The organism is Paenibacillus sp. NPDC056579 (assembly GCF_042793215.1).
Classification (GTDB): Bacteria; Bacillota; Bacilli; order Paenibacillales; family NBRC-103111; genus Paenibacillus_S.
Genome location: NZ_JBHTVD010000022.1, coordinates 24,087 through 46,973, shown reverse-complemented (window position 1 = coordinate 46,973; position 22,887 = coordinate 24,087). Strand labels below are relative to the sequence as shown.

The 22,887-nt window shown below is 48.2% G+C and carries 23 protein-coding genes and 1 other annotated feature; all 23 genes read left to right on the top strand.

Features of this window, described 5'->3' with window-relative positions:
• The first annotated feature begins 50 nt into the window (after positions 1-50).
• The 23 genes from cysE to rplC all read left to right on the top strand — a co-directional run bounded on the left by cysE (position 51) and on the right by rplC (position 22,887).
• A complete protein-coding gene (gene cysE / locus ACFQ88_RS38865; RefSeq protein WP_379463204.1) occupies positions 51-710 on the top strand; it encodes a serine O-acetyltransferase in 660 nt (219 codons plus the stop codon).
• Positions 691-2,088: a cysteine--tRNA ligase gene (cysS, locus tag ACFQ88_RS38860; protein ID WP_239630937.1), complete on the top strand. Its 1,398-nt coding sequence runs from the start codon at positions 691-693 to the stop codon at positions 2,086-2,088. The genes cysE and cysS overlap by 20 nt, the downstream gene beginning before the upstream one ends.
• A complete protein-coding gene (locus ACFQ88_RS38855; RefSeq protein ID WP_379463187.1) occupies positions 2,088-2,516 on the top strand; it encodes a Mini-ribonuclease 3 in 429 nt (142 codons plus the stop codon). Before cysS ends, ACFQ88_RS38855 begins: the two co-directional genes overlap by 1 nt.
• Before the next feature lie 70 nt (positions 2,517-2,586).
• Complete coding sequence (gene rlmB, locus ACFQ88_RS38850; protein ID WP_379463185.1) at positions 2,587-3,327, top strand: 23S rRNA (guanosine(2251)-2'-O)-methyltransferase RlmB; 741 nt, start codon at positions 2,587-2,589, stop codon at positions 3,325-3,327.
• Between the two features lie 11 nt (positions 3,328-3,338).
• Positions 3,339-3,854, top strand: coding sequence for an NYN domain-containing protein (locus tag ACFQ88_RS38845; protein ID WP_239630940.1), 516 nt, complete (start codon positions 3,339-3,341; stop codon positions 3,852-3,854).
• A gap of 126 nt (positions 3,855-3,980) precedes the next feature.
• Complete coding sequence (sigH, locus tag ACFQ88_RS38840; RefSeq protein ID WP_239630941.1) at positions 3,981-4,625, top strand: RNA polymerase sporulation sigma factor SigH; 645 nt, start codon at positions 3,981-3,983, stop codon at positions 4,623-4,625.
• 270 nt (positions 4,626-4,895) lie between these two features.
• On the top strand, positions 4,896-5,045 hold the full coding sequence (gene rpmG / locus ACFQ88_RS38835; RefSeq protein WP_079914997.1) for a 50S ribosomal protein L33: 150 nt from the start codon (positions 4,896-4,898) through the stop codon (positions 5,043-5,045).
• 17 nt (positions 5,046-5,062) lie between these two features.
• Positions 5,063-5,275: a preprotein translocase subunit SecE gene (gene secE, locus ACFQ88_RS38830; RefSeq protein WP_239630942.1), complete on the top strand. Its 213-nt coding sequence runs from the start codon at positions 5,063-5,065 to the stop codon at positions 5,273-5,275.
• A 28-nt stretch (positions 5,276-5,303) separates the two neighbouring features.
• Complete coding sequence (nusG, locus tag ACFQ88_RS38825) at positions 5,304-5,837, top strand: transcription termination/antitermination protein NusG (protein WP_239630943.1); 534 nt, start codon at positions 5,304-5,306, stop codon at positions 5,835-5,837.
• Between the two features lie 42 nt (positions 5,838-5,879).
• Positions 5,880-6,305 carry a 50S ribosomal protein L11 gene (rplK, locus tag ACFQ88_RS38820; protein ID WP_028552028.1) on the top strand — a complete coding sequence of 142 codons (426 nt, stop codon included), beginning with the start codon at positions 5,880-5,882 and terminating at the stop codon, positions 6,303-6,305.
• A 205-nt stretch (positions 6,306-6,510) separates the two neighbouring features.
• Positions 6,511-7,203 (top strand): 50S ribosomal protein L1, encoded by a 693-nt coding sequence (gene rplA, locus ACFQ88_RS38815; RefSeq protein WP_239630944.1) that lies wholly within the window; start codon positions 6,511-6,513, stop codon positions 7,201-7,203.
• Positions 7,204-7,257: 54 nt separating this feature from the next.
• Positions 7,258-7,406, top strand: a sequence feature (ribosomal protein L10 leader region).
• A gap of 149 nt (positions 7,407-7,555) precedes the next feature.
• A complete protein-coding gene (gene rplJ / locus ACFQ88_RS38810) occupies positions 7,556-8,062 on the top strand; it encodes a 50S ribosomal protein L10 (protein ID WP_239630945.1) in 507 nt (168 codons plus the stop codon).
• 53 nt (positions 8,063-8,115) lie between these two features.
• Positions 8,116-8,481, top strand: coding sequence for a 50S ribosomal protein L7/L12 (rplL, locus tag ACFQ88_RS38805; protein WP_239630946.1), 366 nt, complete (start codon positions 8,116-8,118; stop codon positions 8,479-8,481).
• Positions 8,482-8,614: 133 nt separating this feature from the next.
• Positions 8,615-9,211: a class I SAM-dependent methyltransferase gene (locus ACFQ88_RS38800; RefSeq protein WP_379463202.1), complete on the top strand. Its 597-nt coding sequence runs from the start codon at positions 8,615-8,617 to the stop codon at positions 9,209-9,211.
• A 328-nt stretch (positions 9,212-9,539) separates the two neighbouring features.
• A complete protein-coding gene (gene rpoB, locus ACFQ88_RS38795; RefSeq protein WP_239630947.1) occupies positions 9,540-13,076 on the top strand; it encodes a DNA-directed RNA polymerase subunit beta in 3,537 nt (1,178 codons plus the stop codon).
• A gap of 166 nt (positions 13,077-13,242) precedes the next feature.
• On the top strand, positions 13,243-16,866 hold the full coding sequence (rpoC, locus tag ACFQ88_RS38790; RefSeq protein WP_379463180.1) for a DNA-directed RNA polymerase subunit beta': 3,624 nt from the start codon (positions 13,243-13,245) through the stop codon (positions 16,864-16,866).
• A gap of 149 nt (positions 16,867-17,015) precedes the next feature.
• Positions 17,016-17,267 (top strand): ribosomal L7Ae/L30e/S12e/Gadd45 family protein, encoded by a 252-nt coding sequence (locus ACFQ88_RS38785; protein WP_379463178.1) that lies wholly within the window; start codon positions 17,016-17,018, stop codon positions 17,265-17,267.
• Between the two features lie 129 nt (positions 17,268-17,396).
• Positions 17,397-17,816 (top strand): 30S ribosomal protein S12, encoded by a 420-nt coding sequence (rpsL, locus tag ACFQ88_RS38780; RefSeq protein ID WP_239630949.1) that lies wholly within the window; start codon positions 17,397-17,399, stop codon positions 17,814-17,816.
• Positions 17,817-17,860: 44 nt separating this feature from the next.
• Positions 17,861-18,331: a 30S ribosomal protein S7 gene (gene rpsG, locus ACFQ88_RS38775; protein ID WP_239630950.1), complete on the top strand. Its 471-nt coding sequence runs from the start codon at positions 17,861-17,863 to the stop codon at positions 18,329-18,331.
• A gap of 35 nt (positions 18,332-18,366) precedes the next feature.
• On the top strand, positions 18,367-20,442 hold the full coding sequence (gene fusA / locus ACFQ88_RS38770) for an elongation factor G (protein WP_239630951.1): 2,076 nt from the start codon (positions 18,367-18,369) through the stop codon (positions 20,440-20,442).
• Between the two features lie 33 nt (positions 20,443-20,475).
• Complete coding sequence (tuf, locus tag ACFQ88_RS38765) at positions 20,476-21,666, top strand: elongation factor Tu (RefSeq protein ID WP_239630952.1); 1,191 nt, start codon at positions 20,476-20,478, stop codon at positions 21,664-21,666.
• Positions 21,667-21,909: 243 nt separating this feature from the next.
• Positions 21,910-22,218 (top strand): 30S ribosomal protein S10, encoded by a 309-nt coding sequence (gene rpsJ / locus ACFQ88_RS38760; protein ID WP_005544556.1) that lies wholly within the window; start codon positions 21,910-21,912, stop codon positions 22,216-22,218.
• A gap of 51 nt (positions 22,219-22,269) precedes the next feature.
• Positions 22,270-22,887, top strand: coding sequence for a 50S ribosomal protein L3 (gene rplC, locus ACFQ88_RS38755; protein ID WP_239630953.1), 618 nt, complete (start codon positions 22,270-22,272; stop codon positions 22,885-22,887).

The following is a 22,887-nucleotide window of genomic DNA, read 5'->3' as shown; positions in this document are numbered from 1 at the left end:
TGGGAAATTGATGATGGGGAGAAAGCAGGTGATTCATCTTGTTTAAGTACATGAAAGAAGACATCGAGACGATTTTCGAAAACGACCCCGCAGCCCGAAGCTGGTTTGAAGTAGCCTTTACTTATTCCGGACTGCACGCCCTATGGGCGCACCGGGTGGGGCACTGGCTTTATAGGAGAGGATGGTTCACGTCCGCAAGGATGGTTTCCCAATTCAGCCGTTTTATGACCGGAATTGAAATTCATCCCGGAGCCGTCATCGGCAGACGTTTTTTTATCGACCACGGCATGGGGGTTATTATCGGGGAAACTTGTGAAATCGGCAACGATGTCGTACTGTATCAAGGAGTAACATTAGGCGGTACCGGGAAAGAGAAGGGCAAGCGGCATCCTACCATAGGGAACAATGTCGTTATTTCCTCCGGCGCCAAAGTGCTTGGCTCCTTTACGGTAGGCGACAACTCACGGATCGGTTCGAATGCGGTGGTGCTGAAGGAAGTTCCGCCGAACAGCACGGTAGTGGGGATCCCGGGCATGATCGTGAAGCGTGATGGTGTTCGTATAGGCAAGCTGGATCACAATAACCTGCCGGATCCAGTCATTGATATGTTTCGGCAAATGCAGCAGCAAATTGATGAACTGAAGCAAACGGTTCAAGATTTACAGTCTAAGAACGGAGGCGTTCACGAGCATGGCGCTAAAAATTTATAATACGCTGACCCGCACAAAGGAAGAATTCAAGACCATTGAGCCGGGCAAAGTGAAAATGTACGTTTGCGGTCCGACCGTATACGATTATATTCATATCGGCAATGCGCGGCCGGTGATCTTTTTTGATGTGGTACGGCGCTACCTGGAGCATGCAGGCTATGAGGTCAATTACGTCGTCAACTTCACGGATGTCGATGATAAGCTGATCAAAAAAGCGGCGCAAATGGGAACGACAGTGCCGGAAGTGGCCGATACGTTCATTCAGAAGTTTTACGAGGATACGGAAGGCTTGGGCGTTCATAAAGCGACGCTGAATCCTCGCGTTACGGAAAATATCGATGAGATCATCGCCTTTATCGAAGGCTTGGTAGAGAAGGGCTACGCTTACGAAAACGGCGGAGACGTCTATTTCCGTACAACAAAGTTTGCGGAATACGGAAAGCTCTCCCAGCAAAACCTGGAGGAGCTCCAGTTCGGCATCCGTGTAGAGGTGGACGACCGCAAAGAGAATCCGCAGGATTTCGTATTGTGGAAGGGCGCCAAGCCGGGCGAAATTTCCTGGTCTAGTCCATGGGGGGAAGGAAGACCGGGCTGGCATATTGAATGCTCCGCCATGGTGCGCAAATATTTGGGCGAGACGATCGATATTCACGGGGGCGGCCAGGACCTGCAGTTTCCGCACCACGAGTGTGAGATCGCTCAGTCCGAATGTTTGACCGGCCATCCGATGGCCAACTACTGGATGCATAACGGCTACATCAATATCAACAACGAGAAAATGTCCAAATCGCTTGGCAACGGCGTCAACGTAAACCAGCTGTTGAAAACGATCAGCCCGCAAGTCATCCGTTACTTTATGCTGTCGGCTCACTACCGCAATCCGCTGAACTTCAGCGACGAGACGATCGAACAAGCGAAGAACGGCTTGACCCGGATTGAGAACTGTATTGCCAACATCAAGCACCGTCTTGCTAACGCTCCGGAGGGAGAAGCTTCAGCAGAGATCACCCAAGCGGTTGAAGCGGTAAAACACCTGTTCGAGAGCAAGATGGAAGATGACTTCAATACGCCGGATGCGGTAACTGCCGTATTCGAGCTGGTTAATATCGCCAACCCTTATGTGCAGCAGGAGCAGGTCACTCGCGGAACACTGTCCTTCTTGCTGGAGAGCTTTGAAACGATGGATCGCATATTGGGCATACTGACCAAAGCGGAGGAAGAGCTTCTGGATGAGGAGATCGAGCAGCTGATCATCGAACGGACAGAAGCGCGCAAGGCGAAGCAATGGGCCCGTGCCGACGAGATCCGCGACTTGCTGACGGAACGCGGCATTTTGCTGGAGGACACGGCGCAAGGTATCCGCTGGCGGAGGAAATGATGAAGGAACCGTTTTCCTTGGACTCGGACCTGTTCTGTTTCCCGCCGGCCAAAGACCCGAAGCAGCTGAATCCGATTGTGCTTGCTTATATCGGCGATGCGGTATACGAGGTGTTTATCAGGCAGTACGTCATTTCTCAGGCCAATCACCGGCCCAATCATCTTCACCGGTTGTCGACGAAGTACGTATCGGCCAAAGCCCAGGCCAAATCGCTGCAAGTGTGGATGCCGCTTCTTACCGAAGAAGAGACTGACATCGTGAAACGGGGACGCAACGCCAAATCGGGAACAACGGCCAAAAACGCAGACGTATTGGAATACCGTCATAGTACGGCGTTCGAGAGTCTGATCGGCTATTTATATTACACGAAGCAATTCGAGCGGCTTCAATATTTGCTCATGGTATCCATTGAACAAAACGAAGCTTGAGCACCGGCGGAAGCCGAAACCAGGAAGCCAAGCGCAACCTTTGGATTGCCTTGATAAGGAGAGACATGCAATGGAAGATTTTATCGCCGGCAAGCATTCAGTGCTTGAGGCTTTACGTTCGGGACGAACCATCAACAAAATTTGGATTGCGGAAAATGCGCAAAAGCAGCTGACCCAGCCCATAATCGCCGAAGCGAAGCAGCTAGGGGTTATCGTTCAAACCGCGGATAAGCGCAAGCTGGACCAAATGGTCGAGAATGTGCAGCATCAAGGTGTCGTTGCCCAAGTAGCCGCTTACGATTATGTGGAAGTAGACGACATTCTTGAATATGCCCGGAGCCGCAACGAGGAGCCGTTCATCCTCATTTTGGATGAGATCGAGGATCCGCATAATCTGGGCTCCATTCTCCGGACGGCGGATTGTACGGGGGTACACGGTGTCATTATTCCGAAGCGGCGTTCGGTCGGCCTCACCGCTACCGTATCCAAAACATCGGCAGGCGCCGTAGAATATGTCCGTGTCGCCCGCGTTACGAATTTGGCGCAAACGATCGAGCAGCTGAAGGAGCAGGGCGTTTGGGTCGCCGGAACCGATGTGGCTGCGCCGCAGCCGCTGTACCAAACGAACCTGAATATGCCCCTCGCGCTCGTTATAGGGAACGAGAATAAGGGAATGGGCCGCCTCATAAAAGAAAAATGCGACTTTCTGCTGAAGCTTCCGATGTTCGGGCACATCAATTCTTTGAACGCGTCGGTGGCGGCGTCCGTCTTTATGTATGAAGTCGTCCGCCAGCGTTTGTCCGCGAAATAAAGAGCTAGCCAATGATCCAGGAAATCCTGATTGTCGACGGATACAACATTATCGGTGCTTGGCCCGAGCTGCAAAAGCTTAAGGATATCAGCCTGGAGGATGCGCGGGACCGGTTGATCGAGCAGCTTGCGGAGTACCAGTCGTTCTCGGGGACCAAGGTGCTCCTCGTTTTCGACGCCTACTATGTTCCTGGCCTTGGAGGAAAGTATACGCAAAGCAAGCTGCGCGTGTATTATACGAAGGAAAAAGAAACCGCAGATGAGCTGATCGAGCGGCTGGTAACCGAAAATATCGGCCGACGCCGGCAAATTTACGTAGCCACGTCCGACATGACGGAGCAGCATGTGATTTTTGGTAAAGGGGCCTTTCGCGTGCCCGCGAGCGAGCTCTTGATCAAGATGAAGCAGTCGAAGCGGGATATCCGGCATAAAATTGAGGATGAGCCCACCGGCAAGCGCAATACGTTCGACAGCAAACTGACCGGCGAGATGCGGGATCTGTTCGAAAAATGGCGGAGAGGCCAGTAGAATTCAGGGTTAGCGGCATTTTCCTATCTGGAATTTGGTTGACGATAACAGATTACATAATGTATACTTATCCTATCTTTCAAGGGTAATAAAAATCGTAGTCTTGCTAGGCCGGAGGGATTGTCGGTGAGTGTCGACCTCAAAGAACTGAGAATGTACGAATATGACCTCAAGGCAGATGAAGACATTGTCGATGCGGTTCGCGAAGGTGACAGCGACGCATTGGAGTACTTGATTAACAAGTACAAGAACTTCGTTCGCGCCAAAGCGCGCTCTTATTTTCTAATAGGAGCAGACAGAGAAGATATCGTACAAGAAGGTATGATAGGTTTATATAAATCGATCCGGGACTTTCGTGGAGACAAACTCGCGTCCTTTAAGGCTTTTGCAGAGCTTTGCATCACTCGTCAAATCATTACGGCCATTAAGACCGCCACGCGCCAGAAGCATATTCCTCTTAATTCGTACGTTTCTTTGGACAAGCCCATTTATGATGAAGATTCAGACCGTACGCTCCTTGATGTCATCTGCGGTTCCCGTGTTACGGATCCGGAAGAGCTGATCATTAATCAAGAGGAATTCAGCGGTTTGGAAGACAAGATGGGAGAGATCTTGAGCGACCTGGAACGAAGAGTGCTGATGCTTTATTTAGACGGCCGTTCCTATCAGGAGATTGCGGTGGACTTGGACCGTCATGTCAAGTCGATTGACAACGCTTTGCAGCGTGTGAAACGAAAGCTGGAACGATATTTGGAAGTTCGAGACGCATAGTACGTGCACCCAGGCTCATATAGAGGGGTGCTTTATTTTTTTTTGTATAAATTATCGGATATTTGAGGTTTACCTTGACTTTGCCATGTTAATACTAGCACTTATACGCAAAAGCCGATGAGCGGTTATGGTAGTGCTAGGTTTCCCTTGACACCCATATCGGGCTGTGCTAAAGTACATAGGTAGCCTTAAAACTGTAAGGCGTTTTTTTTGCTGAACCTTTAAGGTTTAAGGTAAAAATTTGAGGCTGGTCCGTAGGAGGTGTACATCATGCGGGTTATTATCACATTAGCGTGCACGAACTGCAAGCAAAGAAACTATACGTCCAATAAAAATAAGCGCAACCATCCAGACCGCATGGAGTTGAAGAAGTTTTGCAAGTTTTGCAATGAACATACCGCTCATCGCGAAACTAGGTAGTTTTTGGAGGTGTAGTTGTGTCCTTTTTGGCTAGAATGAAGCAGGGATTCGGCAACACGTTTTCTTTTTTTGCGGACAGCTGGTCCGAATTGAAAAAAGTGAAGTGGCCAAGTCGTAAAGAATTGATCAGCTACACGCTAGTTGTTCTCTTTACGGTTGCCTTTACGACAGTTTACTTCTACGTCCTTGATTTGGGTATTTCTGAGCTGCTTCGCCTTGTTTTTAAATAAAGCGGGAGCATAGGTGGCTAATATGGAAATGGAAAAAAGATGGTACGTAGTACATACCTATTCCGGGTATGAGAACAAAGTTAAGGCAAACTTGGAAAAACGCGTTGAATCGATGGATATGAAGGACAAAATCTTTCGTGTTCTCGTGCCGATGGAAGAAGAACTTGTGAACAAGGACGGCAAGAAAAAGACGGTAATGCGTAAAGTGTATCCGGGCTACGTTCTGGTCGAAATGATCCAGACCGATGATTCGTGGTATGTTGTGCGCAATACGCCTGGCGTAACCGGGTTTGTAGGTTCGACGGGGTCCGGCTCGAAACCGACTGCACTGCTTCCTGAGGAAGTGGATGCCATTCTCAAGCACATGGGTATCGAGGAGCCGAAGCCGAAGATCGACTTCGATCTGAAGGAAACCGTTCGTGTGAAAGTTGGGCCGTTCGCTAACTTTGTCGGATCCGTAGAAGAAATTCTTGTCGATAAGGCGAAGCTGAAGGTTCATGTGAACATGTTCGGTCGTGAAACGCCTGTAGAATTGGATTTCCATCAGGTGGAGAAGCTGTAATAGCGAGGTACCGCCACACTACGTACAAGGGGGTGTCACACAATGGCGAAAAAGGTTATTAAGATTGTTAAACTGCAAGTTCCTGCTGGTAAAGCGAATCCGGCTCCACCAATCGGTCCGGCTCTCGGTCAAGCAGGTGTTAACATCATGGCTTTTTGTAAAGAGTTCAACGCTCGTACAGCTGATCAAGCAGGTTTGATTATTCCTGTTGAAATCACAGTATTCGAGGACCGCTCCTTCACGTTTATTTGCAAAACTCCACCGGCTGCTGTATTGCTGCGTGTTGCTGCAAAAATCGAAAAAGGTTCCGGCGAACCTAACAAAAAGAAAGTTGCTACTGTTAAACGTGCAACGGTTCGTGAAATTGCCGAGCAAAAAATGCCTGATTTGAACGCTGCATCCGTTGAGGCTGCAATGCGCATGATCGAAGGTACTGCTCGCTCCATGGGCGTAGTTATCGAGGACTAATTTAATTTGCTCCGCAAGGGGCTGACGTAACAACTGGCATCGCTTCGCGTGATGTAACGGTTGCACAACCGAAGTGACAACTGACTTTTGCTTTGCATAAAGTAACAGTTGCACTACCAGTGACGACCGACTTGGCTTCGCCTAAGCAACGGTTGCACTACCAGTGGGAGGATATTCCGCTAATACCACATAGGAGGAAAACAAAGTGCCAAAACACGGTAAAAAGTATTTGGAAGCTGCAAAGCTGATCGATACTGAAGCGGTTTACGAGCCGTTGGAAGCTATCGAGCTTGTGAAAAAAGCAGCGACTGCAAAATTCGACGAAACCGTTGAAGTAGCAGTTCGTTTGGGCGTAGACCCAAGAAAGCAAGACCAGGCTGTTCGTGGCGTTGTTGTATTGCCGCACGGAACTGGTAAAACTAAGCGTGTTCTTGTATTTGCTAAAGGGGAGAAAGCTAAAGAAGCGGAAGCTGCTGGCGCTGACTTCGTAGGCGATCAAGACATGATCAACAAGATCCAGCAAGGCTGGTTCGACTTTGATGTGTGCGTAGCTACTCCGGACATGATGAGTGAAGTGGGTAAGCTGGGCCGTATCTTGGGTGGTAAAGGTTTGATGCCTAACCCTAAAGCCGGTACCGTTACATTTGATGTAGCGAAGGCGGTTCAAGAGATCAAGGCTGGTAAAATCGAATACCGCTTGGATAAGGCTGGTCAAATCCATGCTCCTATCGGTAAAGTTTCCTTTGATGCTGAGAAGCTGGCTGACAACTTCCGCGCATTGATCGATGCTTTGAACAGAGCGAAGCCTGCGGCTGCTAAAGGTGTATACCTGAAAAACATCGCTGTTTCCTCGACCATGGGTCCTGGCGCGCGCGTAAACGCTCAAACCTTCAGATAAGGTCAAGTTTGGCTGTTGACTTTTGCGGTCACACATGCTAACCTATCTAAGTTGACAAACGAATATGACTTACCGTAGACAGCAGGTGCTTTCGAGCTTAATTTCCTGCCGAGGTGTTATGATATAAGATCGGATTCTTTGGTTGCAAAGATAACGAATCATCATGCCTTCGCAGTGTCTGCGGAGGCATTTTTGCTTTTAGCGGATGCCTCCGCGGCACTTCCGATAGAACGTGTAACGGAATGCTAACGGATTGTTTACGAGATAAGTGAATCACGATATGTTTTCTAGCGAAAACAAGCTAATGCTTACGAAGAATGCTTCCTTACGGAAGCACTTAGGAGGTGCAAAAATGGCAAACGCGAAAATTCTCGAGCAAAAATCTCAGCAAGTTGCAGAAGTAGCAGAAAAGCTGAAAGAAAGCTCTTGTACAATCGTCGCAGACTACCGTGGATTGAACGTTGCTCAAGTAACTGAGCTGCGTAAACAACTGCGCGAAGCGGGCGTTGAGTTCCAAGTATTGAAAAACACTTTGGCAAGACGTGCAACTGCGAATGCTGAACTTAGTGCACTGGATGAGTACTTAACTGGTCCAACGGCTATCGCATTCAGCAAAGACGATGTCGTAGCTCCTGCAAAAATCTTGACGGCTTTTGCAAAGAAAAACGAACATCTTAGCGTAAAAGCAGGTGTGGTTGAAGGTAAAGTAGTTGATTTCGACCAAATCAAAGCACTGGCAGAGCTTCCTTCCAGAGAAGGTTTGCTGTCCATGTTGCTCAGCGTGCTCCAAGCTCCTGTTCGCAACTTCGCCCTTGCGGTTAAAGCTGTGGCAGAAAAAGACGGCGCACAAGAAGCTTAATAAGCTTTGTAGTTGATTACCCAAAAACACAAATAACTGGAGGTATATATACCATGAGTAAAGAGCAAATCTTGGAAGCCATCAAAGGCATGACAGTTTTGGAATTGAACGATCTTGTTAAAGCAATCGAAGAAGAATTCGGCGTTACTGCAGCAGCTCCTGTAGCAGTAGTAGCTGGCGGCGGCGGCGCTGCTGAAGTTGCTGAGCAAACAGAATTCGACGTAATTCTGACTAACGCTGGCGCTTCCAAAATCAACGTTATCAAAGTTGTTCGTGAAATCACTGGCCTTGGCTTGAAAGAAGCTAAAGATCTGGTTGACGGCGCACCTAAGCCAATCAAAGAAAAAGTGGGCAAAGAAGACGCAGAAGCAGTTAAAGCTAAGCTTGAAGAAGCTGGCGCATCTGTAGAAGTGAAATAATTAAAGTTGTCAACAGACCCCTTGGAGATCTTACCTTCAAGGGGTCTTCTTTATCTGCTAGTGAAGCCGAAGTTGAGGTAATAGGCCAATAGCAGATAGTCACCGCGAAAAAACATTCCTGGAGGTGATTGCAATAAGCGAGCATTATTATTCTAAAAATCCGACCGCGGCGCATGACGTACATAGGGTCGAAGAGACGCTGGTAGGCCGTAAATTTACCTTTGTAACGGATGCGGGGGTCTTTTCCAAAAAGGGGGTGGATTACGGATCGAAGGCTTTGATTGCCGCGATGGAGCTGCCCGAAGGCGCTAGTGTTTTGGATGTCGGCTGCGGTTACGGACCTATCGGACTTGCGGCGGCTAGCGTGATCCCGCAAGGGAAAGTGACCATGGTGGATATCAATGAGAGAGCGATTGAGCTGTCTCGACAAAATGCGGAGAGAAACGGCATAACGAACGTTGAAATCTTGCAAAGCGACATGCTGTCCGAAGTAATGGAGCGGAAGTTTGATGTTGTACTGACGAATCCGCCGATCCGGGCAGGCAAAGAAACGGTGCATCGCATATTTGAACAAGCCAATGAGGTGTTGAACCCGGGAGGCTCACTGTGGATCGTCATTCAGAAGAAGCAGGGCGCGCCGACTGCATTCGCCAAGCTGGAGAGTTTATACTCCAAAGTGAGCGAGATCGGCAAGGATAAAGGCTACCGTATCATTAAAGCCGTGAAATAAGTGGATTGAAATACAATTTTGTTGACTTGACATTTCGTATGTGATATTATTATAAAATGTCAGCATTAGGGTAGGTAACTATGTCTTTAGTTTACTAAAATGTCAAGACATTTTTTTCGTACCAGGATGAATAAAGTTTAGGCATTCGACGTATAATGTTTAAATTTTAGGTAAAACCTACAAGGTATGAAGAAAATTATGGTAACATGAAAGTTGATGCATTTAGAAGCTTCCAAAAGAAGTATCACTTCAACAGTATTTACTCGAGAAGGCTTCAGGAGAGGCTTTTATTTTGTTCTATTGAGTAGACATGAGGGGTGAATCAAAGTTGGCGGGTCATCTTGTTCAATTAGGTCGACGCAAACGCAGGTCATACGCTCGGATTCATGAGGTTCTGGAGGTTCCGAACCTGATTGAGATCCAACAAAAATCATATGAGTGGTTTTTGGAAGAAGGATTGCGTGAAATGTTTCAGGATATTTCCCCGATTCAAGATTTCACGGGGAACTTGGTGTTGGAGTTTATCGATTACAGCTTAGGTGAACCTAAGTACTCCGTCGATGAATCCAAAGAACGCGACGTTACTTACGCAGCTCCACTTCGTGTGAAAGTGCGCTTGATCAATAAGGAAACCGGCGAGGTCAAAGAGCAGGAAGTATTTATGGGAGATTTCCCTCTGATGACGGAAACGGGGACTTTTATTATCAATGGTGCCGAACGGGTTATCGTCAGTCAGCTGGTTCGATCTCCTAGCGTCTATTTTAGCACGAAAGTGGACAAAAACGGCAAGAAAACATATACGGCAACCGTTATTCCTAACCGCGGCGCTTGGCTTGAGTTAGAGACGGATGCAAAGGACATCATTTATGTCCGGATTGACCGCACACGGAAAATCCCTGTTACCGTATTGTTGAGAGCGTTGGGCTTCGGTACGGATGCAGAGATTTTGGATCTGCTGGGTGACGATGAGTACATCCGCAATACACTGGATAAAGACAACACGGATTCGACGGATAAAGCGTTGATCGAGATCTACGAACGCTTGCGTCCAGGCGAGCCGCCTACGCTGGATAATGCAAGAAGCTTGCTGGTCGCTCGATTCTTCGATCCAAAGCGTTATGACTTGGCTAACGTGGGACGTTACAAAATCAACAAAAAGCTTCATATCAAAAACCGCCTCTTCAACCAGCGTTTGGCTGAAACATTGGTGGATACGAGTACCGGAGAGATTATTGCGGAAGCCGGCCAACTGCTGGATCGCCGCTTGCTCGACGAAATCATTCCGCATTTGGAAGACGGCGTAGGCTTCAAGGAGTATACGGCTGTTAACGGTGTAACGGAGATGGAGCATATCCCTTTCCAATGCATTAACGTGTACTCTCCTATCGAAGACGGTAAAATCGTAAAAGTCATCGCGAACGGTAAAATCGATAAATCCGTGAAAAACATCACGCCTGCAGATATCATTTCATCTATCAACTACTTTATTAATCTTCTGCACGGTATTGGCAGCACGGATGATATTGACCATCTTGGCAACAGACGCTTGCGCTCTGTAGGCGAGCTGCTGCAGAACCAGTTCCGTATCGGGTTGTCCCGTATGGAGCGCGTAGTGCGCGAGCGGATGTCCATTCAGGACGCCAATGTTATCACTCCGCAGGCTCTGATCAATATTAGACCTGTTATCGCATCGATTAAAGAGTTCTTCGGAAGCTCCCAGCTGTCTCAGTTTATGGACCAGACGAATCCTTTGGCCGAACTGACGCATAAACGTCGTTTGTCTGCCTTGGGACCGGGCGGTTTGACGAGAGAGCGCGCAGGCTTTGAAGTCCGCGACGTGCATCACTCTCACTATGGCCGTATGTGTCCTATCGAGACTCCAGAGGGTCCGAACATCGGTTTGATCAACTCTCTCTCTACTTTTGCGAGAATCAACGAGTATGGCTTCATTGAAGCTCCTTACCGTTGGGTTGATCCTAAGACGGGGATCGTTACAGAGCAAATCGCATATTTGACAGCGGACGAGGAAGATAACTACGTCGTTGCGCAGGCGAATGCCGATTTGACGGAGGAAGGCCTTTTTGCCAACGATTCCGTAATCGTTCGTTACAAAGACGATATTTTGACGCTTCCGAAAGATCGCGTTGACTATATGGACGTATCGCCAAAACAGGTTGTGTCCGTTGCGACTGCGTTGATTCCGTTCCTGGAAAATGACGACTCCAACCGCGCCTTGATGGGTTCGAACATGCAGCGGCAAGCCGTTCCATTGCTTATTCCTAAAGCGCCTGTCGTAGGTACGGGGATGGAGCATAAGGCTGCGAAAGACTCCGGCGTATGTATCGTATCCAAAGTAGACGGTGTGGTAGAGCGCGTATCGGCCAATGAGATTTGGGTCCGCCGCCAAGCTGTAGTTGACGGCAAGCTGGTTAACGGAGATTTGGTGAAGCACAAGCTGCATAAGTTTATGCGTTCCAACCAAGGAACGTGCATTAACCAGCGTCCAATTTGCCATAAAGGCGAAAAAGTGCGTGTCGGCGATATTTTGGCTGACGGTCCTTCCACGGAAATGGGAGAATTGGCACTAGGACGTAACGTTGTCGTAGCGTTCATGACTTGGGAGGGCTACAACTACGAGGATGCTATTCTTCTAAGTGAGAAGCTGGTTAAAGAGGATGTATACACATCCATTCATATCGAGGAATACGAGTCCGAAGCACGTGATACGAAGCTGGGTCCTGAGGAAATTACGCGCGATATTCCGAACGTGGGCGAAGATGCGCTGAAGAATCTGGACGAGCGCGGTATTATTCGTGTCGGTGCGGAAATTGGTGCCGGCGATATTCTCGTAGGTAAAGTAACGCCTAAAGGGGTTACGGAGCTTACAGCGGAAGAGCGCTTGCTGCACGCGATTTTCGGTGAGAAAGCCCGCGAAGTTCGCGACACTTCCCTCCGCGTACCGCATGGTACCGATGGTATTGTTGTAGATGTCAAAGTATTTACCCGTGAGAACGGCGATGAGCTTCCTCCTGGGGTAAATCAACTGGTTCGTGTCTATATCGCGCAAAAACGGAAAATTTCCGAAGGCGATAAAATGGCCGGCCGTCACGGTAACAAAGGGGTTATCGCGAGAATCCTGCCTGAAGAGGACATGCCGTTCCTGCCGGACGGTACGCCGGTACAGGTTGTACTGAACCCGCTGGGTGTTCCTTCCCGGATGAACATCGGTCAGGCATTTGAAGTGCATTTGGGTATGGCGGCGAACCTGCTCGGTATCCATACCGCAACGCCGGTATTTGACGGCGCACGCGAGTACGACGTATTTGATACGATGGAAGAAGCCGGTATGAACCGCAGCGGTAAAACGATGCTGTATGACGGCCGTACAGGCGAGCCGTTTGAACGTGAAGTTACCGTAGGTGTCATGTACATGATCAAACTGGCGCACATGGTTGATGATAAAATCCATGCCCGTTCCACGGGTCCATACTCTCTCGTTACACAGCAGCCTCTGGGCGGTAAAGCTCAGTTCGGCGGGCAGCGTTTCGGGGAGATGGAGGTATGGGCTCTCGAGGCATATGGAGCAGCCTATACGCTGCAAGAGATCTTGACCGTGAAGTCCGATGACGTGGTTGGCCGCGTTAAGACTTACGAGTCGATTGTCAAAGGGGAGAACGTTCCTGAGCCAGGCGTTCCTGAATCCTTTAAAGTATTGATTAAAGAGCTTCAAAGCTTGGGCATGGACGTGAAGATCTTGTCCGGAGACGAGCAAGAGATCGAAATGAAGGAAATGGACGACGAAGATGAGGTTACAAGCGACAAGCTGAATCTCAATCTCGAAGGCACGGAGTTAGGTGTAGAATAACGCAATTCGTAAGACCGTTAGAAGTCGGGTGGTGCATGAAGAGGTGGAAGCTGCTTCCTCCTTAGGCGCATCGCCTGATTCCCGGTTTGTTCATTCTATAGCCTCGTAAGAGGCTTTATGCGTACGATGCAGTTTTGTTCCACAAAACTTTAAGGAGGGTTGCTCCTTGATGGACGTTAACAACTTCGAATTTATGAAAATTGGCTTAGCCTCTCCGGAGAAGATCCGTTCTTGGTCCCGCGGGGAAGTAAAGAAGCCGGAAACCATCAACTACAGAACATTAAAGCCGGAAAAAGAAGGCTTGTTTTGTGAAAAGATTTTTGGACCGACAAAAGACTGGGAATGTCATTGCGGTAAATACAAGCGCGTTCGTTATAAAGGCGTAGTTTGCGACCGCTGCGGCGTCGAAGTTACACGTCAAAAAGTCCGTCGTGAGCGCATGGGTCACATCGAGCTTGCTGCTCCTGTATCGCATATTTGGTATTTCAAAGGGATTCCGAGCCGTATGGGCTTGGCTCTCGATATGTCTCCTCGTTCCCTCGAAGAGATCATCTATTTTGCATCCTATGTTGTTACGGATCCAGGAGATACACCTCTGGAGAAAAAACAGCTGCTGTCCGAGAAAGAATACCGCAGCTACCGCGAGAAGTACGGCTACGCATTCCAAGCCGGTATGGGTGCCGAAGCAGTCAAAAAGCTGCTTCAAGACATCGATATCGACAAAGAAGTGGAAACGTTGAAAGAAGAGCTTAAGACAGCTCAAGGTCAGCGCCGTAATCGTGCCATTAAGCGTCTTGAAGTAATGGAAGCATTCCGGAACTCGAAAAATATGCCGGAGTGGATGGTTCTTGACGTGCTTCCGGTTATTCCTCCGGAGCTTCGTCCGATGGTTCAATTGGATGGCGGCCGTTTTGCTACGTCCGACTTGAACGATTTGTACCGCCGTGTTATTAACCGGAACAACCGTCTGAAACGTTTGCTTGATCTTGGAGCGCCGGATATTATCGTTCAGAACGAGAAGCGGATGCTGCAGGAAGCGGTTGACGCCTTGATCGATAACGGCCGCCGCGGCCGTCCGGTAACAGGTCCTGGTAACCGTCCTCTGAAATCCTTGAGCCATATGCTGAAGGGTAAACAAGGCCGTTTCCGTCAAAACCTGCTCGGTAAGCGCGTTGACTACTCCGGACGTTCGGTTATCGTTGTAGGACCGAGCCTCAAAATGTATCAATGCGGTCTTCCGAAAGAAATGGCTTTGGAATTGTTTAAGCCTTTCGTTATGAAAGAGCTTGTAAATAAAGGTTTGGCTCATAACATCAAGAGCGCCAAGCGTAAAGTAGAACGCGTAAGCCCTGAAGTATGGGATGTGCTGGAGGAAGTTATCAAGGAACATCCGGTACTGCTGAACCGTGCTCCTACGCTTCACCGTTTGGGTATCCAGGCGTTCGAACCGATTTTGGTTGAAGGCCGCGCCATCAAGCTGCATCCGCTCGTATGTACGGCGTACAACGCAGACTTTGACGGTGACCAAATGGCCGTGCACGTACCGTTGTCCTCCGAGGCTCAGGCGGAAGCCCGCGTCCTTATGCTTGCATCCGGCAACATCCTGAACCCGAAAGACGGCAAGCCGGTCGTAACGCCTTCCCAGGATATGGTTCTCGGCAGTTTCTATTTGACTACCGATAACAAATTCGCCAAAGGCGCTTTGTCGATCGTTCGTTCCGTGGCCGAAGCCGTTTCCTTGTACCAACGCGGAGCCGCTTCCTTGCATGCACGGATCGCCATTCCGGCGAAGGTCCTTAACAAAACAAGCTTCACGCCTGAACAGCAGGAAGCCATGCTGATCACGACGATCGGTAAGGTTATTTTCAACGAAATTTATCCTGCCGATTTCCCTTTCATCAACGAGCCAACTAAGGCGAACTTGCTGAACGGAGCTTCCGACAATTACTTTGTATTTGAAAAAGGCGCCGATCTCCGCAAAGTGATGGAAGATTTGCCTGAGTGCAAAGCGGTAGGCAAAGAGTATTTGGGAACTATCATTGCGGAGTGCTTCCGCAAATATCATACTACCTTGACGTCGGTTATTTTGGACCGCATCAAGGAGCTTGGCTTCACGTATTCTACGAAAGCCGGTATTACCATCGCCGTTTCGGACGTTACGGTACCGCCTGAGAAGGATGCATTGCTGAGAGAGTCCGAAGAAAAGGTTAACGTCATTACAAATCAATACCGCCGAGGCTTGATTACCGACGACGAACGTTATGACCGCGTTATTTCCATCTGGAGTAAAACGAAGGATGAAATCACGGACATTTTGATGAAATCGCTGGATAAGTACAACTCCATTAACATGATGGTGGAGTCCAAAGCACGGGGTAACAAATCGCAGATTACACAGCTTGGCGGTATGCGCGGTCTGATGGCGACACCGACGGGTCGTATCTACGAATTGCCGATCAAATCGAACTTCCGTGAAGGTCTTACCGTATTGGAGTACTTTATCTCCACTCACGGTGCTCGTAAAGGTCTTGCGGATACGGCGCTTCGTACGGCGGACTCCGGTTACTTGACTCGACGTCTCGTAGACGTTGCGCAAGACGTTATCGTTCGCGACGAGGACTGCGGTACGGATAAAGGCTTCATTGTGAGCCGAATTCAAGACGGTAAAGAGGTTATCGAGGATCTGTACGATCGTATTGAAGGACGCTATGCTTTTGAAACGATCCGTGATCCGAAAACCGGTGAAACCATTGTTGGACGTAATGAGCTTATCGAAGCGAACATTGCCGACCAAATCATTGCTGCCGGTATTGAAAAACTGCAAATTCGTTCCGTACTCAGCTGCCGCTCCAGACATGGCGTGTGCAAAAAATGCTACGGACGTAACCTGGCCACAGGCCAGCACGTGGAAATCGGTGAAGCTGTAGGTATTATCGCGGCTCAGTCCATCGGGGAACCGGGAACACAGCTGACGATGCGTACGTTCCATACCGGGGGCGTTGCGGGAGACGATATTACCCAAGGTTTGCCGCGTATCCAGGAGCTGTTTGAAGCCAGAAATCCGAAAGGTCAAGCGATTATCACGGAAATCGACGGTACCGTCAAAGATATTCGTGAAGCTAAAGACCGCCGCGAGATTGAAGTGTTGGGCGAAGCGGAATCCAAAGTATACGCCGTTCCTTACGGATCCCGTATTCGTGTGTCGGTGAACCAGCAAGTCGAAGCCGGCGACGAATTGACGGAAGGCTCCATCGATCCTAAAGAAATGCTGCGTATTAAAGGTATCCGCGGGGTACAAAACTACATTCTTCAAGAAGTACAGCGCGTTTATCGTAACCAGGGCGTTGAAATCAACGATAAGCATATCGAAGTTATGGTTCGCCAAATGCTTCGTAAAATCCGTATCGTTGACGCTGGAGATACCACGCTGCTTCCTGGATCGTTCGTTGACATGCATGAATATGAAGAAGCTAACAAGGTGGCGTTGTTCGCAGGCGAAGAGCCGGCCGTTGCCAGACCGGTGCTCCTCGGTATTACGAAAGCATCGCTCGAGACGGATTCGTTCTTGTCCGCGGCATCCTTCCAAGAGACAACTCGCGTATTGACCGATGCCGCTATCAAGGGCAAAGTCGACCAGCTGCTCGGCTTGAAGGAAAATGTCATCATCGGTAAGCTGATTCCTGCAGGTACGGGAATGTCCAGATACCGCAATATCCGCATTACCAACCCGAATGAGCTGGAAGCCGATGAGGATCAGTCGTTAGAGATGGAGCCTGTATCGGTAGAATAAACCGCCGCAAGGAAGGCTGTTAAACGCTTGTCTTCACGAAGAGAGATGACAAATATTTTCTTTTTGTGAAGACAAGCAATTTTCTTGACACGGTGGAATCCGGATGCTAATATATCGAAGTGTGCCATTTTCCTTTGGAGGATGCTTTCATGTCTTATGAAAAAGTGAAACAGGCAGCAAACATTAGCATAGGTACGAAGCAAGCGACAAGAATGGTAGAGTTGGGTAAAGCCAGCGAAGTTTTTGTTGCTAACGATGCAGATCCGCGAATAACGATAAAAATGGTTAACCTCTGCAAGAAAATGGGGGTTAAAGTAACATACGTTGATTCCATGAAGTTGCTAGGTAAGGCGTGTGGTATTGAAGTTGGAGCTGCGATGGCAGCTGTAGTAGATGAATGATGTAAGCATGTTTTTGTCAACAAAACAGCGATGTGATGATGGCAAAAACTTTTCATTTGTTCATTTACGATTCGCCTGGATCTGTGGGCTTAAAAATTAAAGTCAACCATTTTGGAAGGAGGTGGCGACATGCCAACAATTAACCAACTCGTTCGTAAAGGACGTCAAGCGAAGGTGGATAAATCGAAATCCCCGGCTCTTCAAAAAGGTTTTAACGCTCTGAAAAGAGAAGCTACAGACCTGAGCGCTCCTCAAAAGCGCGGTGTATGTACTCGTGTAGGTACAATGACACCGAAGAAACCGAACTCCGCCCTTCGTAAATATGCCCGTGTACGTTTGACTAACCGTGTAGAGGTTACTGCTTACATTCCGGGTATCGGACATAACCTGCAAGAGCACAGCGTTGTATTGATTCGTGGTGGACGGGTAAAAGACCTTCCAGGGGTACGTTACCATATCGTTCGCGGCGCTTTGGATACATCCGGTGTTAACAACCGTATGCAAGCTCGTTCGAAGTACGGTACGAAACGTCCGAAAGTGAAAAAGTAATTTGATCTAAAATAGAATGAACTTTTTGAGAAAGGGGGATAACTATGCCTCGTAAAGGTCCAGTTACTCGCAGAGACGTATTGCCAGATCCTATTTATAATAGCAAGCTGGTAACTCGTTTGATCAACCGTATTATGATCGATGGCAAAAGAGGTGTCGCTCAGACAATTCTCTATAATGCTTTCAATCTGATTCAAGAACGTACAGGTAAAGAGCCGATGGAAGTGTTTGAAGCAGCCATTAAAAACATCATGCCTGTTCTTGAAGTTAAAGCCCGTCGTGTTGGTGGTGCCAACTATCAAGTACCTATCGAAGTTAGACCAGAGCGTCGTACGACTTTGGGTCTTCGTTGGTTGGTAAACTATTCTCGCCTTCGCGGTGAGAAAACGATGGAAGAAAGATTGGCTCAAGAAATTATCGATGCCAGCAACAACACAGGTGCTTCCGTTAAGAAACGTGAAGATACGCACAAAATGGCTGAAGCCAACAAAGCGTTCGCACACTATCGTTGGTAAAATTACATTCCTGATAATAGGAAGGAGACAACCTAATGGCTAGAGAGTTCTCCTTGAAAGATACGCGTAATATCGGGATTATGGCGCATATTGATGCGGGTAAAACGACGACTACCGAGCGTATCTTGTTCTATACAGGCCGTACTCACAAAATCGGTGAGGTGCACGAAGGTGCAGCGACTATGGACTGGATGGAGCAAGAGCAGGAGCGCGGGATTACGATTACTTCCGCCGCTACTACAGCTGCTTGGAAAGGTCACCGCATCAATATTATCGATACCCCGGGTCACGTCGACTTCACCGTTGAAGTTGAACGTTCCCTGCGCGTGTTGGATGGAGCAGTTGGTGTGTTTAGTGCGAAGGAAGGCGTTGAGCCTCAATCCGAGACAGTTTGGCGTCAAGCTGACCGTTACGGAGTTCCTCGTATTGCATACGTAAACAAAATGGACATCATCGGTGCGGATTACTTGGGAGTAATTGATCAAATGCGCGAAAGACTTGGCGCAAATGCAGTTGCTATCCAATTGCCAATCGGTGCTGAAAGTGATTTCATCGGAATTATCGATTTGGTCGAACAAGTTGCCTACATGTATAAAGATGATTTGGGCAAAGACATCGAGCAAACCGAAATTCCTGCTGAATACAAAGACAAAGTGGAAGAGCTTCGTCTTGAACTCGTGGAAAAAGTTGCTGAGCTCGATGAAGAGCTTACAATGAAATACCTCGAGGGCGAAGAAATTACGGTTGAAGAGCTCAAAGCAGCGCTGCGCCGTGGTGTTTGCCAAGTGAAAATCTTCCCTGTTGTTTGTGGTTCCTCGTACCGCAACAAAGGCGTTCAATTGATGATTGACGCGGTTGTGGATTATTTGCCGGCTCCTATCGATGTTCCTGACATTAAAGGGACTTTGGATGACGGTACGGAAGTCGTTCGTAAATCTGCTGACGATCAACCGTTCGCTGCTCTTGCGTTCAAGATCATGACGGATCCGTTTGTTGGTAAATTGACGTTCTTCCGCGTATACTCCGGTATCTTGAACTCCGGATCTTACGTTATCAACTCCACAAAAGGCAAGCGTGAAAGAATCGGTCGGATTCTGCAAATGCATGCTAACAGCCGTCAAGAAATCAGTATTGTATACTCTGGTGACATTGCAGCTGCCGTCGGTCTGAAGGATACTACGACAGGCGACACGCTTTGTGACGAGAAAAATCCGGTTATCCTGGAGTCCATGAACTTCCCTGAGCCGGTTATCCAGCTTGCGGTTGAGCCGAAAACTAAGGCTGACCAAGACAAAATGGGTATCGCTTTGCAAAAGCTTTCCGAAGAAGACCCTACTTTCCGTGCACATACGGACGAAGAAACAGGTCAAACGATTATCGCCGGTATGGGTGAGCTTCACCTGGAGATTTTGGTTGACCGTATGCTTCGCGAGTTCAAGGTAGAAACCAACGTGGGTAAACCACAGGTTGCTTACCGTGAAACGTTCCGTCAAGCGGCTAAAGTTGAAGGTAAATTCGTTCGCCAATCCGGTGGCCGTGGTCAATACGGACATTGTTGGGTTGAGTTCGAACCGCTTGAAGCTGGTACTGGATTCCAGTTCGAGAGCAAAATCGTGGGTGGATCTATTCCTAGAGAATATATCGCTCCGATCCAAGCAGGTATTGAAGAATCCATGAAGAACGGCGTATACGCTGGCTTCCCTCTTGTTGACATTAAGGCAACTGTCGTTGACGGTTCCTACCATGATGTTGACTCCAGTGAGATGGCGTTTAAAATTGCCGGTTCCATGGCTCTGAAAGCCGCTGCTGAGAAATGCCGTCCGGCATTGCTTGAGCCGATCATGAAAGTAGAAGTAACCGTACCGGAAGAGTACATGGGCGACGTAATGGGCGACCTGAACTCCCGCCGCGGACGCATCGAAGGAATGGATGCTCGTCACGGAGCACAAATCATCCGTGCCAAAGTACCTCTTTCCGAGATGTTCGGATACTCCACTACTTTGCGTTCCCGTACTCAAGGTCGCGGTGTTTACTCTATGGAAATTTCCCACTATGAAGAAGTGCCTAAGTCCATTGCAGAAGAAATCGTTGCAAAGAACAAAGGCGCCTAATAATAAATGTCTATTTAAGGAGGCAATCTAACCATGGCAAAAGCTAAATTCGAACGTAATAAACCCCATGTTAACATCGGTACCATCGGTCACGTTGACCACGGTAAAACAACTTTGACTGCTGCTATCACAACTGTATTGTCCAAAAGATACGGTGGCGCAGCGGTAGCTTTCGACCAAATCGACAAAGCTCCAGAAGAGCGTGAGCGCGGTATCACTATCTCCACTGCACACGTTGAATATGAAACTCCTAACCGTCACTACGCACACGTAGACTGCCCAGGCCACGCTGACTATGTTAAAAACATGATCACTGGTGCTGCTCAAATGGACGGCGCAATCCTGGTTGTATCCGCAGCTGACGGCCCAATGCCACAAACTCGCGAGCACATCCTGTTGTCCCGTCAAGTAGGCGTTCCTTACATCGTAGTATTCTTGAACAAATGCGACATGGTAGAAGACGAAGAACTTCTTGAGCTGGTTGAAATGGAAGTTCGCGACCTTCTGAACGAATACGAGTTCCCAGGCGACGATACTCCAATCGTTCGTGGTGCTGCTCGTGAAGCTCTTCAAAATCCAGACGGAGCATGGGCTGACAAAATCGTTGAGCTGTTCGAGCAAATCGATACTTACATCCCAACTCCAGAGCGCGACACTGACAAGCCTTTCTTGATGCCTGTCGAGGACGTATTCTCCATCACTGGTCGTGGTACAGTTGCTACCGGTCGTGTAGAGCGTGGTACTGTTAAAGTACAAGACGAGGTTGAAATCGTTGGTTTGGCTGAAGAAACTCGCAAATGCGTAGTTACAGGCGTTGAGATGTTCCGCAAATTGTTGGATTCCGCTCAAGCGGGCGACAACATCGGCGCATTGCTTCGCGGTGTAGACCGTAAAGATATCGAGCGTGGACAAGTATTGGCTAAAACGGGTTCCGTTAAGCCTCACACTAACTTCTCTGCTCAAATCTACGTTTTGACTAAAGAAGAGGGTGGCCGTCATAAGCCTTTTTTCACAGGCTACCGTCCACAGTTCTACTTCCGTACAACTGACGTTACAGGTATCATCAACCTTCCAGAAGGTACTGAAATGGTTATGCCTGGCGACAACATCACAGTTACAGTTGAACTGATCGCTCCAATCGCTATCGAAGAAGGTACTCGTTTCGCGATTCGTGAAGGCGGACGTACTGTTGGTGCGGGCGCGGTTGCTACAATCAGCAAGTAATTGTTGATTCCAATAATCCCTTCATCTTCTATAAGATGAGGGGATTTATTTTTTTAGACAAATGCATAAAGATTTACTTGCTTTTTGTTTCTGGTTTTTATATAATAGTGAACGTTGGTCTGTGACGTTGCGATGACGTGAGAGGTTGCTGACACACCCGGCCCCTTTGCCATAGGGGCGGCGTCAGGAGATTTTCACTGAGTATGTCCGATACTAAATTGGGCGATAGAAGGAGGGAATACTATGGCAAAGCAAAAAATTCGTATTCGTTTGAAGGCTTATGATCACAGAATTCTGGATCAATCCGCTGAGAAAATTGTAGAAACTGCGAAACGTTCCGGTGCAGGTGTATCTGGTCCGATTCCGCTGCCTACGGAGAAACAAATCATTACGATTCTTCGTGCGGTTCACAAATACAAAGACTCTCGCGAACAATTCGAAATGCGCACACATAAGCGCTTGATCGATATTGTTAACCCAACGCCGCAAACAGTAGATGCTTTGATGCGTTTGGATCTGCCGTCCGGTGTGGACATCGAAATCAAACTGTAATTCACATGTGTATAAATAAATGAACGTATAAGAAGAAACGAGGTGTCAACGATGAAAGGTATCTTAGGGAAAAAGCTTGGGATGACTCAAGTATTTACTCCAGAAGGTTTGGTTATTCCAGTAACAGTTATCCAAGCTGGTCCTTGTACTGTACTTCAAAAGAAGGACGTGGAGAACGACGGTTACGAGTCCATCCAAATCGGCTTTGAAGATAAGAAAGAAAAGAATGCTAACAAACCTGAGTTGGGCCATGCGAAGAAAGCAGGCGCAACACCTAAGCGCTACGTAAAAGAGTTTCGCGGAATGACTGAGTATGAAGTTGGCCAAGAGATTAAAGCTGACTTGTTCACAGCAGGCGAATTCGTTGACGTAACAGGTACTTCCAAAGGTAAAGGGTTCCAAGGTGTTATCAAAAGACATAACCAATCCACAGGTCCAATGGCTCACGGTTCCCGTTATCACCGCGGTCCAGGTTCCATGGGTTCGATCCAAGCTAACCGTGTTCCTAAAGGTAAAAACCTGCCAGGACATATGGGTAGCGAAACCGTAACATTGCAAAACCTTGAAGTCATTAAAGTGGATACAGATCGCAATGTAATCTTGGTTAAAGGCTCCATCCCAGGTGCTAAAAACAGCTACGTTAGCGTGAAATCTACGGTTAAGAAATAA